Annotated in this window: 13 protein-coding genes and 2 tRNA genes; 6 read left to right on the forward strand and 9 right to left on the reverse strand. The window is 54.2% G+C overall.

Annotation, left to right across the window (positions count from 1 at the left end; genetic code table 11):
- Window positions 1–68: 68 nt before the first annotated feature.
- Window positions 69–812: a fimbrial protein gene (locus tag FHC52_RS03410; protein ID WP_220419917.1), complete on the reverse strand. Its 744-nt coding sequence runs from the start codon at window positions 810–812 to the stop codon at window positions 69–71.
- A 308-nt stretch (window positions 813–1,120) separates the two neighbouring features.
- Between FHC52_RS03410 and FHC52_RS03415 the strand changes: the two genes are divergently transcribed.
- Window positions 1,121–1,873, forward strand: a complete 753-nt coding sequence (locus FHC52_RS03415) for a winged helix-turn-helix domain-containing protein (RefSeq protein ID WP_065101890.1) — start codon at window positions 1,121–1,123, stop codon at window positions 1,871–1,873.
- The gene (locus FHC52_RS03420; RefSeq protein ID WP_126287639.1) at window positions 1,870–2,346 is read left to right on the forward strand and encodes a hypothetical protein; all 477 of its coding nucleotides are present in this window, start codon (window positions 1,870–1,872) and stop codon (window positions 2,344–2,346) included. The genes FHC52_RS03415 and FHC52_RS03420 overlap by 4 nt, the downstream gene beginning before the upstream one ends.
- A gap of 56 nt (window positions 2,347–2,402) precedes the next feature.
- Here FHC52_RS03420 and yccA read toward each other — a convergent pair whose 3' ends face one another.
- On the reverse strand, window positions 2,403–3,062 hold the full coding sequence (gene yccA, locus FHC52_RS03425) for an FtsH protease modulator YccA (protein WP_021240844.1): 660 nt from the start codon (window positions 3,060–3,062) through the stop codon (window positions 2,403–2,405).
- Window positions 3,063–3,332: 270 nt separating this feature from the next.
- Here yccA and FHC52_RS03430 point away from each other — a divergent pair, with 270 nt between their 5' ends.
- The 3 genes from FHC52_RS03430 (at window position 3,333) to FHC52_RS03440 (ending at window position 5,727) form a co-directional block, all read left to right on the forward strand.
- A complete protein-coding gene (locus FHC52_RS03430) occupies window positions 3,333–4,961 on the forward strand; it encodes an ABC transporter substrate-binding protein (RefSeq protein ID WP_008499904.1) in 1,629 nt (542 codons plus the stop codon).
- A gap of 130 nt (window positions 4,962–5,091) precedes the next feature.
- Window positions 5,092–5,179: transfer RNA gene (locus tag FHC52_RS03435), tRNA-Ser, on the forward strand.
- Between the two features lie 290 nt (window positions 5,180–5,469).
- Window positions 5,470–5,727 (forward strand): YjhX family toxin, encoded by a 258-nt coding sequence (locus FHC52_RS03440; protein WP_008499869.1) that lies wholly within the window; start codon window positions 5,470–5,472, stop codon window positions 5,725–5,727.
- A 101-nt stretch (window positions 5,728–5,828) separates the two neighbouring features.
- On the opposite strand, the gene FHC52_RS03445 is transcribed toward FHC52_RS03440, so the two are convergent.
- The 5 genes from FHC52_RS03445 to FHC52_RS03465 all read right to left on the reverse strand — a co-directional run bounded on the left by FHC52_RS03445 (window position 5,829) and on the right by FHC52_RS03465 (window position 10,870).
- Window positions 5,829–6,665, reverse strand: coding sequence for an alpha/beta fold hydrolase (locus FHC52_RS03445; RefSeq protein WP_046091808.1), 837 nt, complete (start codon window positions 6,663–6,665; stop codon window positions 5,829–5,831).
- 155 nt (window positions 6,666–6,820) lie between these two features.
- The gene (locus tag FHC52_RS03450; RefSeq protein ID WP_021240839.1) at window positions 6,821–7,039 is read right to left on the reverse strand and encodes an acyl carrier protein; all 219 of its coding nucleotides are present in this window, start codon (window positions 7,037–7,039) and stop codon (window positions 6,821–6,823) included.
- 17 nt (window positions 7,040–7,056) lie between these two features.
- A complete protein-coding gene (locus FHC52_RS03455) occupies window positions 7,057–8,490 on the reverse strand; it encodes an AMP-binding protein (RefSeq protein ID WP_023292851.1) in 1,434 nt (477 codons plus the stop codon).
- Window positions 8,487–9,605: an MBOAT family O-acyltransferase gene (locus FHC52_RS03460; RefSeq protein WP_095428642.1), complete on the reverse strand. Its 1,119-nt coding sequence runs from the start codon at window positions 9,603–9,605 to the stop codon at window positions 8,487–8,489. Before FHC52_RS03460 ends, FHC52_RS03455 begins: the two co-directional genes overlap by 4 nt.
- A gap of 128 nt (window positions 9,606–9,733) precedes the next feature.
- Window positions 9,734–10,870: a D-alanyl-lipoteichoic acid biosynthesis protein DltD gene (locus tag FHC52_RS03465; protein ID WP_126287708.1), complete on the reverse strand. Its 1,137-nt coding sequence runs from the start codon at window positions 10,868–10,870 to the stop codon at window positions 9,734–9,736.
- A 278-nt stretch (window positions 10,871–11,148) separates the two neighbouring features.
- Here FHC52_RS03465 and FHC52_RS03470 point away from each other — a divergent pair.
- Window positions 11,149–11,236 (forward strand) — tRNA-Ser (locus FHC52_RS03470).
- Between the two features lie 44 nt (window positions 11,237–11,280).
- Here FHC52_RS03470 and FHC52_RS03475 read toward each other — a convergent pair.
- Both FHC52_RS03475 and hpxD read right to left on the reverse strand, forming a co-directional pair.
- Window positions 11,281–12,216 carry a PDR/VanB family oxidoreductase gene (locus tag FHC52_RS03475; protein WP_045373132.1) on the reverse strand — a complete coding sequence of 312 codons (936 nt, stop codon included), beginning with the start codon at window positions 12,214–12,216 and terminating at the stop codon, window positions 11,281–11,283.
- Between the two features lie 11 nt (window positions 12,217–12,227).
- On the reverse strand, window positions 12,228–13,262 hold the full coding sequence (hpxD, locus tag FHC52_RS03480; RefSeq protein ID WP_044596852.1) for a molybdenum cofactor-independent xanthine hydroxylase subunit HpxD: 1,035 nt from the start codon (window positions 13,260–13,262) through the stop codon (window positions 12,228–12,230).
- Window positions 13,263–13,270: the final 8 nt, after the last annotated feature.

Raw genomic sequence — 13,270 nt, forward strand, 5'->3', positions numbered from 1 at the left:
TCCATATTTACAAATGAGCACCCTGGCTCTTTAATCAAACCCTGTGGGGTTTTTACGGTGACGTCGTGTTATCGCACGACGGGTAAATCAGCTTCTTCAGCGCTTTTATTCAGCCAGTTGAAGTAGCGGAATTTATATTTCTGGCCTTGTACCTTCGTGAGCGTTTTTAATTTCCGTTCGGTGTCCGGATAAATCGTCGCGTCTTCTTTAATCCATCTACACGATGAATCCGCATCACAAACACCGATCTCCCTGAGCGGCACGCGCAACGTGCCGTTGTTTTTTAACGTTCCCCTGAGAGGGTCAATCGTCAGTGAAACCACGCTTTTTTCCGGTGCGAGATGGATCAGGGTGCCCCAGATCACATTGACGCCCAGTCTTGCCGTCGCCGCAGGGCTTTCTGCCTTGCCCGGAATAATGCTGTCAGGCTGCTTTACGCCTTCAAAATAGACGCGCCATGTCGTCTCTTTTTCCGGTGGTGCAAGCGATACCAGGCGAACCACGCGCATTGCGCCTGCCGCAAGGGCGAATTTTTCCGGTGTGACAACCACGCCACCTTCTTTCCACGAGGCCACATCAATCTCTTTTTCCAGGGGCGTGCCGGGATTAAGAATTTTCTTTTGCCTCACCCGAATGAACTGAATATCATCCGTTTTTGACGCCACCTTAATTTGCGCCGCACCGGACTTATCCACGTTAAGTTCCATGGGATACACGCTCATATTGGCCAGTGCCATTTCTGAGAAAAATGGCAATGACAGCGCGGCGATATAAAAGGCAGTTGTCTTATTCACACTATTTTTCTGTTTCACTTTCGGTCCGCCTGCGTTGAGTTCATTCCCGGCGCATTCACAACGGGACACCCTCTGCTAACGTATTGCTTCAGGGCAGGGAAACTTTAACCAGAACAGCGGTTTGTGAAAATTTGTATTAATTAACTCGTTATATACAGTTTTTTATCCTGCTTTCCTGGCTTTAAGGTTGTATAGTTAAGCGAAAATACCGCGACCCGGGATGGGGAGAAAACTCCTTCTGATGAAAAAACAATCAGTTCAGGAGGCGGTTTTCTTGTCGTTGTATCAGGGATTAAAAAGCATGCGGTAACAGCCGAGAATAAAAGATGTTTTTTATATGCAATAATTCGTTGTTATTCGATCCTGAAGCACATGCAATAAGTATTGTTGGGCAACCCGAGTCTGTATTAACGCTTTCGGCTCCGGCCGTTCGTCTTTTACAGGAGTTTATTCGTCATAAAGGGCACGACCTGAGCCGGGAGGAGTTGATCACTCGCGTGTGGGAGGAGTTCGGCTTTACGCCGTCGGGAAATAACCTCAATAAGGCGGTAAGTGAATTACGCAAAAGCTTCCACGCCCTGGGCGACAGCCACGACTATATCGTGACCGTGCCCCGGTTTGGATTCCGCTTTGACGCCGACGTTATTTTTAAGCCCGCAGAGAGCGTTACGCCCGAAGTATCTCAGCCGTCCGTTGAGCAGCCGTCAGGATATAAGCGTTTATCCAAAAAGTGGTGGCTGGTTTTAGCGGTATTAACGACGTCAGTCGTGGGGTTTAGCCTGTTTTTTAGCCGACAGCTTGAGATAACCGTACCCGCAACACTCAAACCCGTTAAGGAAAAAATAGCTGGCTGTCGGCTCTGGGTGATCAACGATCATGGCCGACCGCTGGTGTTATCAAAATTGGCCGAGCTGCTGAAAAAAAATAACGTCGCGTGCGAGCGCGAGGAGTACAACATTTATTATTTCAGCGCCCGCTTTTCGCTTGCCGCCGCCGATGAGGTTTTCATCGGCGCCTGCCCGGTGAGTGAAGCCAGCCTGTGTAAAACTATTCGCTATAAAAGCGGGGCGGAAGAATGAAAAACAGACTTCTGTTCGGACTGGGTGGCGCAGTCGTTGGCGGGGCGTTTGCGCTCTTTATCTACACCGGCGGAGCCTATAAGCGCGATGCGCTGGCCTGCAGCACCGAGTTTAATTTTACGCGCAATCAAGGAAAGGCAAATGAAGTGAAGGTCAATGCCGTTGCCCAGTTCTATTTTCATCGTAACGGCACCGGCCTGACCACCTACAAAGGCGCTGCAAAGGCTGAAGGTAAGAGCCTGATCGTTGACAGGGACGTGGATTTTACGTGGGAGCGACGGGACGATGATAAGGTAATTGTCCTGAGCTACACCAAGACCTGGCGTCGACACAATGACAATACCCCTGATGCCCAGTGGGGAGGCTTTGCCAGCCCGACCGCACGCTACTATCTCACGATCTCTGAACTCTCGCCTTCCGTATGGCTGATTCAGGACCGGCGTTACCCCACCTATATTTGCCGGGGTGATTAAGGCATAAAAAAAGGAGAATGCCGGGGGCATTCTCCTTTTTGTTTCAGCAGGTCAGCTTAATCGCGGCTGGCGAAGCCCAGGATGCTCAGCAGGCTGACGAAGATGTTGTACAGCGACACATACAGGCTCACGGTGGCGCGGATATAGTTCGTCTCACCGCCGCGAATGATGTTGCTGGTTTCAAACAGGATCGCGCCGGAAGAGATCAGAATAAATACGGCGCTGATCGCCAGGTGCAGAGCAGGCAGCTGCAGGAAGATGTTGGCCACCATACCCACCAGCACCACCACAACACCCGCCATCAGCATGCCGCCGAGGAAGGACATGTCCTTACGCGTGGTCAGCACGTAGGCCGAGCAGCAGAAGAACACCAGCGCGGTGCCGCCCAGCGCCATACCAATCACGTCACCCATGCCGGCGGACAGATACGCGTTCAGGATTGGCCCCAGGATGTAGCCCAGGAAGCCGGTGAAGGCAAACGCGGACAGAATACCGACCGGTTTGTCAGCGGTTTTGTAAGTCAGGAACATCAAACCATACATACCCACCAGGGTCAGGATCAGTCCCGGAGACGGCAGCATCAGCACGGTGCTGGCGGTGGCGGTGATCGCCGAAAACGCCAGCGTCAGGCTGAGCATGAAATAGGTATTGCGCAGCACCTTGTGGGTGCTGAGTAGCGATGTGCGGTCGCGTGAGGAAGTAATTATACGATCCATGAGTCACTCTCTTATGACAGATGTAATTAACGGAAAGAATAGGAAACGGCGCGTCACTCTCAAAGTGGTTTTACCCATCTTTACTCAGCAGGTTAGCGCGGGACCTGGTTGTTTCATCTGCATAAATACGTTTCACCAGTATGAACAGCGGTTTGACGCGATTAATCAGATCAACCTCTTATAGGTTACTGAAAATTATTGCGTTATTACCATAAGGCCGCTAAGAGTTATTTCCGGATCGTCACAAAAACAGACAATAAGGCGAAGGACATGAAACCACAAACACGCACGCGCTTTACGCTCTCTTTACTTACCGCCGGGATCCTGTGCGCCAGCACGGCGACCTGGGCGGCTAACGTGCCGGCAGGAACCGCGCTGGCCGATAAACAGGAACTGGTCAGGAATAATGGCAGTGAACCGGCTTCGCTCGACCCGCATAAAGTCGAAAGCGACGTCGAATTCAATATTATCAGTGATTTATTCGAAGGTCTGGTGAGCGTTTCCCCGTCGGGTGACGTCCAGCCCCGGCTGGCGGAAAAATGGGAGAACAAGGACAACACCGTCTGGACGTTCCATCTGCGTCCGGGCATCACCTGGAGCGACGGCACGGCGATTACCGCAGAGGATGTGGTCTGGAGCTGGCAGCGCCTGATTGACCCGAAAACGGCGTCACCGTACGCGAGCTATCCGGGCAACATGCATATCGCCAACGCGGCCGATATCGCTCAGGGGAAAAAATCCCCCGACACGCTGGGCGTGAAGGCCATTAACGACACCACCCTGGAAGTGACGCTCACCCAGCCAAACGCGGCGTTCCTCGCCATGCTGGCGCACCCGTCGCTTGTGCCGGTGGATAAAGTGCTGATTGGCCGTTTCGGCGAAAAGTGGACCAAGCCTGAGCACTTCGTCAGCAGCGGGGCGTATAAGCTGTCGCAGTGGGTGGTCAACGAACGCATCGTGGCGGAGCGCAACCCGCGCTACTGGGATAACGCGCACACCGTGATTAACAAGGTCACCTACCTGCCCATCACCTCCGAGGCCTCGGATGTGAACCGCTATAAAGCGGGCGAAATCGATATTGTCTACACGGTGCCGATTAACCAGTTTGCCCAGCTCAAGAAAACCCTGGGCAGCCAGCTGGATGTTTCTCCGCAGCTGGCGACCTATTACTACGAATTCAATACCACCCGGCCGCCGTTCAACGACGCCCGCGTGCGCAAGGCGCTGAACATGGCGCTCGATAAAGACATCATTGCCGGAAAAGTATTAGGGCAGGGGCAGCGCCCGGCGTGGCTCATCAGCCAGCCGGACATCGGCGGCGTCAAGCTCCAGAACCCGGATTACGCCAGCTGGCCGCTGGACAAGCGCATCGCCGAGGCGAAAAAACTGCTGAACGAGGCCGGATATAACGAAAGCCATCCTCTGAGCTTCAACCTGCTCTATAACACTTCTGAATCGCACCAGCGCATCGCGATTGCCGCCAGCTCCATGTGGAAGAAAAACCTCGGCGTGGACGCGAAGCTGCAAAATCAGGAGTGGAAAACCATGCTGGATACCATGCACACCCACAACTTTGACGCGGTGCGTTACGCCTGGATTGCCGACTACGACGACGCGGCGACGTTCCTGAACAACTTCCGCACCGGCGACAGCGAAAACACCAGCCAGTACAGCAATCCGGAATACGACCAGGCGCTGGTGAATGCCGCAAAAGCCAAAACAACGGAAGAGCGGGGTAAGTTCTACCAGCAGGCGGAAGATCTGCTGGGACGCGATGTGCCCGCCATTCCGGTTTATCACTACGTCCGTACGCACCTGGTGAAGCCGTGGGTGGGCGGCTTTACGCCGGATAAGCTGGGGTACTATTACACGAAAGACATGTACATCAAGAAACACTAGGCCTGTGCTGATAAAATCGTCGATGTGTTGTCAGTTCAACCGATTAAACACGTTTTGACTATTTTTACAGCGAACGATTGCTGGCACTCTTTACAGCACGCGGTGAGGTGTTTATAGTTCGCCTCACTCAGGAAGTGTGGCCGAGCGGTTGAAGGCACCGGTCTTGAAAACCGGCGACCCGAAAGGGTTCCAGAGTTCGAATCTCTGCGCTTCCGCCAGATATAAACCCCAGGTTACTCGTTGACCTGGGGTTTTTCTTTTGGATTAGCCGATCCGCCTCACATTTTTAAGACCCGGTTATTTCCCTGTAAAACCCCGACGTTATCATTCACCCCGTAAATACCTTTTCATCGCTTACCGAGGCTTTGATGCTGGAGAATGTTGTCATCAGATAATCAGCTTCCCGCCCTTTTCAGGACGGACTGGTTATCGCTGCGCTTAAACCTTACGCACGCACCTGCGGGTGTGGGCTCGTTTTTACGCATGATGATTACACAGGTTTTCCAGTATGAATTTATCCCGTCAGGAACAACGTACCTTACACGTTCTCGCCAAAGGTGGACGTATTGTGCACGTCCGCGACAGTTCTGGCCGCGTCACGTCCGTTGAGTGCTATACCCGTGAAGGGCTGGTGCTGAGTGACTGCACGCTGAACGTCTTCAAAAAACTCCGCGCCAAAAAGCTGATTCGATCCGTGAACGGGCAGCCTTACCGCATCAACACCACCGGGCTGAACAACGTTCGCGCCCAGCTGGATAATCGCTAAGCGGAATAAACAACGCCACCCTCGGGTGGCGTTCATGCATTGAGCGGGATATCGTGGCGTAGGCCGGGTAAGCGCAGCGCCACCCGGCAAGAAACGCGGCGTTATGAGCGAATAAAGGCCAGAATGTCCGCGTTGATAGTATCCGCATGGGTGGTATGCATCCCGTGCGGGAAGCCCGGATAAATTTTCAGCACGCTGTTCGCCAGCAGCTTGTCCTGGAGAAGGGCGGCATTTTTATACGGTACAACCTGATCGTCATCGCCCTGCAGCACCAGAACGGGAACGGTGATGGTTTTCAAATCTTCCGTCTGGTCGGTCTCTGAAAACGCCTTAATCCCCTCATAGTGGGCTTTGGCGCTTCCGATCATCCCCTGACGCCACCAGTTCTGGATCGTACCCTGCGAAACGTCGGCACCATCGCGATTAAAACCGTAGAAAGGACCGCTGGCAACGTCGAGATAAAACTGGGCGCGGTTAGCCGCCAGCGCTTTGCGGAAGCCGTCGAAAACCTCGATCGGCGTTCCGCCGGGATTCGTCTCCGTTTTGACCATCAGAGGCGGGACGGCGCTGACGAGCACCGCTTTGGCGACGCGCCCCTGTGGTTGTCCATACCGCGCAACATAGCGGGCGACCTGGCCGCCGCCGGTGGAGTGACCGACGTGCACGGCATTGTGCAGATCCAGGCTTTCAACCACGGCTGACGCATCGGCCGCATAATGATCCATATCGTGGCCTTCACTCACCTGGTCCGATCGTCCATGACCGCGGCGATCGATAGCGATAACGCGATAGCCTTCTGCCAGGAAGAAGAGCATCTGGTTATCCCAGTCATCGGCACTCAACGGCCAGCCGTGGTGGAAGACAATGGGCTGAGCCTCTTTCGGACCCCAGTCTTTGTAGTAAATGTTGACGCCGTCTTTCGTGGTTACGAATGCCATACCGCAGACTCCTCTGTTAAGAACAACACGACCCCTAAAGTGTAGGAGAAATCACAAAAGCGGTTGGTTTAATTCCGGTGAAGGATATTCATTTTGCGTCTGGGCTCTGGCGCGATGCGCCAGAGCCTTCAGGGCAGGATTAACAGCAGGGGCGTTTAGCGGTTTTCTTCAATATAGCGGGCCAGGTCCGCCGGGGTTTTCAGCACCGTCGCCACGTCTGTCGGCGGGATCGTGCAGCCGTAAACGTCCTGCACTTCCAGAACCATATCGACCGCCAGGATGGAGTCGAGAATGTCGGATTCAATCAGCTCATCGTGAAAGCCCACCTTACGGGATAACACTTTTTCGAACAGGGCGAGAATTTCTTGTTCCATAATTTTTCCTGGAGTCATTAATTTGTGCGGGCGTAAGCGTCCAGCAGCTTGCGGTCAATTTTGCCGTTAGGATTCAGCGGCAAAGCGTCTTTTACGATAATTTGTGACGGCACCATGTAGTGGGGGACTACCTTCGAGAGCGAGGTTTTGATGGTATCCGGCGCCAGTTCCGTCACGCAGAACGCGGCAATGCGCAGCACGCTGCCGCAGGGTTTCATCAGTGGCATCACCACCGCTTCGTTAATCCCGGACATCGCCAGCAGGCGGTTTTCAATTTCGTTGATTTCAATACGGTAGCCATTCAGTTTGACCTGGCTGTCGTTGCGTCCCTGGCAGTAGATAAGCCCCGCTTCATAGCCCAGATCGCCGGTCCGGTAGCCGCGAAATGCTTCATTTTCCCGACGGAGTAATTTTTCTGCGTTCTCCTGCGGCAGGCCGAGGTAGCCGCGCATGACGTTTTTACCCCAGATAATCAGCTCGCCCTCGGCGGAAATTTCCATTCTGCTCTCAGGCATCATGACCCCCACCGGCAGCACGGCGCTGTCGCTGTTCATGATCGCATCCGTGATCTCGACTACGGTGGTCGCGATGGTCGCTTCCGTTGGGCCATAGGAGTTGATGATTTTGGCCTGCGGGAAGCGGCGGCGAAGCTGTTTAACCAGCGCTTTATTCAACACTTCACCAATGAAGATAAAGACGTTGAGTTCAGGTAAATACTCGCTGTTGAACTGCGGGGAAAGCAGCTGCTGGTAAGCAAAAGAGGGGGTGGAAACCCAGGCGGAGACGGCGTTGCTTTTCAGTCGCTCCAGCCAGTTCGCTTTCTGAATATCGTCTTTGGCGTTCAGCACGATGTGTCCACCCATCGCCAGATTCGCCAGCAAAGGGATCAGGGAGAGGTCAAAACTGAACACTGCGTGGTTCATCAGGACCGGTTTTTCCGGCAGCGAAAAGTCCTGGCTGACCCATTTCATGAAGTGCCACACGCTTTCACGCCCAATCTGCACCCCTTTAGGCTTGCCGGTGCTGCCGGAGGTAAACATGATGTAGGCCAGATCCTGCTCCTCCAGCACCTTGCCCGGTTCACCCGTGGCGATGAACTGCCGGGTCGCGACGTCGTAATAGTAAGGGGCGCTGGCCAGGTGGCAGATCTCCCGCAGGCGCTCCTGCGGGTAAATGCAGTCCACCGGAATGTACGGAATGTTGTGCAGCAGGCAGCTATAAATCGCCACGGCGAACTCGGCCTGCTGGTGTCCGTACAAGACGACCGGCGTACCGGCAACAGGCTGGCTACGCTGATAGCGCTGCGCCCAGTCCGTCACGGCAGCGGAAAGCTGCAGCCAGCTTAAGGCTTCGTCGCTGCCGCTGATGGCCAGCTGCTGCGGGGAGGCGGGATCGCATAATGCCGCACGCAAGAAATCCTGCAGTTCCTGAAGATCGGAGAGATTTTTCATAGAGGTGACATTCCACTAAAGATGTAAAGGGCGCCCGCGGCGCTTCCCAGCGTCAGAATGCGCCCTAAAAACGCAACAGCCGGATACTGCAACCCGCGGTGTAACGCCGGGCTGCGTTTGGCTGACCACAGCAGCATGTTGTGCGCGACAGAAATGGTGCCAAACAGCGCGCCGCTGATGACGTAATGGCGTTCCAGGCCATTCCATGCCCCCATGCAAAACAGGGTGCAGAAAATACCGATATTTTGCGCCAGCGTTTTGTTCTGACGGAAAAAGTTAAACTTCATCAGGTTCATATAAACGGGCATAAAGACCACATCGCGCAGCCATTCAGACAGGCTAATGTGGAAGCGGCGCCAGAAGTCCTGCGGGTTCTTTGCCAGAAGCGGCATATTGAAGTTTGCCGGAATGTTCAACCCAAACAGGCGGCCCGCACCGATGGCCATATTGCTGTAGCCCGCAAAATCAAAATAGAGGTAGGCGCTATAGGCAATCGACATCACCATGCCCACGGTCAGCGTAAACGGCTTATGGCTCCAGGGCTGCACGACAAGTGAATCAACCAGCATGGCAAACAGGAACTTCTGGATAATGCCGGTAATGATTTGCTCCAGCGCCACTAAAAACTGTTCGCGGTTAAGGGCAAAGACGGGCTTGCTGACGTCGTTCATCCATGTCCGCCAGCGGTACATTGGGCCTGCCAGAATAATAAAGGGCATAAACAGATAGCAGAAATAGTGCAGGAAATTCTGCCCTTCTTTTTTACTGCGATAGAGCAGCACGTCCACCGCGCGGAATGTCATAAAAGAGAGGCCGATCATGCCGAGATGATGATTAAGGTGCAATTTCACCAAAAATAAAGGAAGCAGCGTTAACACAATCGCATGCCAGGTTTTTAACCATCCTTTTTCTTTTAACGCGGCGACTAGATAAAAACTGATAAAAACGACCGCGGGAACACGGTAATCACCCTGAAAAATATAGCCCCAGCCTAATGCGGCCATGACGGATAATGCCGATAAATACGTCAGGCGATGGCGTAATAGGCGATTGACCAGCGCAAACGCCAGGGCGGATGAAAACAAACAGACAAAAAACATTCCTGAGCTATACATCATTCGGCCTCAGAACTTTTGATATTCAAAATGCAGCTGCATACTCATACTGTCATCGACAGAGGTCCACGCGACGATGGTGATCGCCAGCAGGAGATAAAGGAAAAAAAGACGAATCACGATTTTCATTATTTAAAGCTCTGTGCAATAAAGCGAATCATAGGAACCCAGGCCAGTTCGGAAGGGTGCAAACGATCCCAGTTCCAGCCATTCTGATAAGGCATGGCGTACATATCTAAATACGGGATCTGGTTCTTTTCCAGAATGGTTTTAATTTGCTTATCCACCGGGCGGAAGGTATCGGTGTTGTAAAGCGCCCAGGGGTTAACCGGGTCGACTATAGCAATCACCTGCACGTGGTGTTCTTTAAGCAGCTGGACGGTTTTACTGAAGGCAGCGATTTGCGCAGGCACGACCGGCGTGTCATCCCACTGCTGCCGCGTACCGTCCTCCTCGTAAATCGTTTTGTCCATCCACAGGGTGGCCGCGCTCTGCTGGCGTTTTTTATTTAACTCGCGGGCATTCGCCAGCTCTTTATCCCAGTCAGGGGCAATGTGGGTGGTTGGCTGTGGCGGCCACGGCTGTTCCGTCCGGGGCGTGACGCGAAGCAGCGCCAGCCAGTCGTTTTTTATCAGGGTGCAGACGTTGGCAAACTGGAAACTCACCTCGTCCCATATCAGATCGGGGTGCCAGCCAAAGACACGCATTTGGCCAAAGGTTAAATGGCTTATTTCTTTACTCTCAATATGTTTTAAATAATTAACCAATATTGGGCGTGCCTGCGGATCCTTCATCAAAGGATTAAAAACAGAACCCGGGAAATTATCAGCATAGATAGCGGGAGGCAGGCCTTTTGAGTAAAAGCTGTCAGGTGCCAGCAGCAAAACAACTTTACTGTTTGCGTTAAGGCTATTTTTAAAACGTGAGAACAGTAAAAACTGCGTTTCGTCATCGACAAACGCATCGCCATACGCCACGACGGGTTTGTGCAATTGCTTATTAAAGTAATTATAGACAGCGTAATGTTCATCTTCTGACGTCGCCACCTCAGACGCACCAATGAAGAATATCGCATTCCCTTCTAAGGCATGAGAGATAGTGGCAATTTTTTCCGCCTGTTCTTTAGGCGTGCCCGCCATTGATTTAATCAGCGGCTGGAAGGTAAGCGGCGGATCGAAGCTCGCCACCAGCGGGTGAAGACAAAGAAACAAAATGGCCAGAAAGGCCATCAGAAAATGTAAGCAAAGCGTATTTTTGATTTTCATCATCAACCAGTAACACTGCATGGCAGTAATGTCTTAAATCTGCGGAAATTCAGATTTATAACAATTACACAACAAATGGCCGTCTATTTTTGTGGCATTCTATACCAGAGCGATTTAAAAGGATGAGCGTTGCTGTGTTACGGTATGTACAAGGTCGCGGAGAGTGATGTGAAGTCAGCGTTTGGGTGACTTTTTGCGCAGTCAAACGCCCGTGGGGAAAAATCGAAAAATTCCTGCTTTACAAGGCGCTAATAGATGTTTATAGTGCGCCTCACTTTGGAAGCGTGGCCGAGCGGTTGAAGGCACCGGTCTTGAAAACCGGCGACCCGAAAGGGTTCTAGAGTTCGAATCTCTACGCTTCCGCCAAATTTGAAAACCCTGCGATAGCAATATCGCAGGGTTTTTTCGTTTTACAGCCCAATCACCAGCTCCCCGGAATAGCTTCGCGAACAGCACAGCGCCACCTGCTGGTCCGTTGCGCCTTTTTCCGCCTCCGACTGCACGCTATCCCGGTGATCCACCACGCCGTCAATCACCGGCGTCAGGCAGGCGCCGCAGATCCCCATCTCACAGGAAAGCGGGACCGCCACGCCATTTTCCTGCAGCACCTGGGCGATGGTTTTATCCGCAGGCACCGGCCAGCGCTCCCCGGTGGAGGCCAGTTTGACCGTGAAGATCTCCCCGGCTTCACCGCCTGCGGCGGGCGCAACGGGGTGAAACGCCTCGCTGTGAAGATGGGCGTCATCCCATCCCTTTGCCGCCGCCACCTCACGCACTTTTTCCATAAAACCTGCCGGACCACAGACCCAGGCGTGAAGGCCCGATTCGGCCACCGGGAGATGTGCCGCCAGCGCTGTGCGCGGGCTGGTGGTATGAATGAGGCACTCACCGAGCCGGGAGAGTTCGCGCCCAAACGCCGCGCTTTCCCGGTTTCTGACGTAATAATGCAGCGTGAACGGCGTTCTGGTCGCCTTCAGCTGCAGGGCCATCGCATACAGCGGCGTAATGCCAATCCCCGCCGCCAGGAGCAAAACCCGTTCTGCCTGCTGCAGCGGAAACAGGTTGCGCGGAGCCGATATCATCAGCTTCTGCCCGGGACGCAGCGTCTCGTGAACGTAGCGCGACCCGCCGCGCGAGGCGGTTTCACGCCCCACGCAAATAAGATAGCTCTCGTCCCCACATGCTCCGGTCAGGGAATACGGGCGCACCACGCCGCAGGGCAGGTGGACATCAACGTGCGCCCCGGGCTGCCACGCCGGCAGCGCGTCGCCGTTATCAGCCACCAGCCTGACGGCGAGGCTTTTGTCGCCCTCGCGCCACAGCCCGTCAACAATTACGCTCAGCATATTGGCCTCCGTCATACCAGGAAAAACTCGCCAAAGCCCATTTTCTTCAGCCCCCGACGATAGGCAATCGAGCTTTTATCCGCGGGGATATGCGCTTCCAGCGTCAGGTCCAGCGGCAGGCTTTCCGGGCGCTGGGTTTCGACCATCAGGCGATCCTCTTCAAAAATCCGCAGGTTGAAGGCATGCACGTCCTCCACCGGAATATGCAGGTCAAAATTGCGGGCAATAGGGGCGAACATGCGGGTCACGCGCGATGATACCGGTGATGCGGCGTTCATAATGACCAGCCGCGATTCACCCGGGAAATGAATCGTCAGGGTGGCGGTGAACGGCAGGTGCATTTCAAAATGGCGCAGCCACTGGAACCCTTCCGGAGCCTGCACGGGGGAACTGGCGGGATAGTTGCTCACGGCGCTCCAGTAATCCGCCACGAAGCCGAACGGCGTCTCCTGTGGCTGATAGGCAGGCACAAGCTGATTATTGGGGTCGGCAAAGGTTTCGGTGTGGATCCACGCAAAGTGCGCCACGTCCAGAAAACCCTCTACCTGACGTCCGGCGAAGCCGTTCACCTCAAACGCCGGGCAGTTAATCTGCTGAAATCCGTCGTCATCCCAGTGCGGCATGGCGGGCAGCGGCGCGGGGTTATCCGGATCATAGGCCAGGCAGGCCCAGATCAGCCCGAACCGCTCTTCGACCGCGTAGTTAATCAGGTTCAGCTTCGCCGGAACGGGCTGGTCGGGGCTGGAGGGAATACGGTTGCAGCGCCCGTCCTCGCCAAAGCGTAAGCCATGATAGGGGCAGATAATCCCGTGCTCGTCGTGAAAGCCGAGCGTCAGCGGCACGCCGCGGTGCGGGCACACGTCACGGGCAACCACGACCTGGTCGTTAATCCGGTAAATCACCAGCTGCTCATCCAGCAGCGTCGCTTTGACCGGCGCCGGACCGACGTCGCAGGCGCGCGCGACCGGATGCCAGCATTTCGCCAGACGCAGCCAGTCCTCTGGCTCAAACGTACAGTGGGCGGGTGGGGTCGGTTCTCTTTTCATCGTTGTCC

Source organism: Enterobacter sp. EC_64, from assembly GCF_019584165.1.
GTDB classification, from domain to species: Bacteria; Pseudomonadota; Gammaproteobacteria; order Enterobacterales; family Enterobacteriaceae; genus Enterobacter; species Enterobacter roggenkampii.

What these genes read in the sequence shown, in the direction of transcription:
- FHC52_RS03415 (WP_065101890.1), top strand. Translation starts at nt 1,121, where the DNA reads ATGTTTTTTATATGCAATAATTCGTTGTTATTCGATCCTGAAGCACAT.
- FHC52_RS03420 (WP_126287639.1), top strand. Translation starts at nt 1,870, where the DNA reads ATGAAAAACAGACTTCTGTTCGGACTGGGTGGCGCAGTCGTTGGCGGG.
- yccA (WP_021240844.1), bottom strand. Translation starts at nt 3,062, where the DNA reads ATGGATCGTATAATTACTTCCTCACGCGACCGCACATCGCTACTCAGC.
- FHC52_RS03430 (WP_008499904.1), top strand. Translation starts at nt 3,333, where the DNA reads ATGAAACCACAAACACGCACGCGCTTTACGCTCTCTTTACTTACCGCC.
- FHC52_RS03440 (WP_008499869.1), top strand. Translation starts at nt 5,470, where the DNA reads ATGAATTTATCCCGTCAGGAACAACGTACCTTACACGTTCTCGCCAAA.
- FHC52_RS03445 (WP_046091808.1), bottom strand. Translation starts at nt 6,665, where the DNA reads ATGGCATTCGTAACCACGAAAGACGGCGTCAACATTTACTACAAAGAC.
- FHC52_RS03450 (WP_021240839.1), bottom strand. Translation starts at nt 7,039, where the DNA reads ATGGAACAAGAAATTCTCGCCCTGTTCGAAAAAGTGTTATCCCGTAAG.
- FHC52_RS03455 (WP_023292851.1), bottom strand. Translation starts at nt 8,490, where the DNA reads ATGAAAAATCTCTCCGATCTTCAGGAACTGCAGGATTTCTTGCGTGCG.
- FHC52_RS03460 (WP_095428642.1), bottom strand. Translation starts at nt 9,605, where the DNA reads ATGTATAGCTCAGGAATGTTTTTTGTCTGTTTGTTTTCATCCGCCCTG.
- FHC52_RS03465 (WP_126287708.1), bottom strand. Translation starts at nt 10,870, where the DNA reads ATGAAAATCAAAAATACGCTTTGCTTACATTTTCTGATGGCCTTTCTG.
- FHC52_RS03475 (WP_045373132.1), bottom strand. Translation starts at nt 12,216, where the DNA reads ATGCTGAGCGTAATTGTTGACGGGCTGTGGCGCGAGGGCGACAAAAGC.
- hpxD (WP_044596852.1), bottom strand. Translation starts at nt 13,262, where the DNA reads ATGAAAAGAGAACCGACCCCACCCGCCCACTGTACGTTTGAGCCAGAG.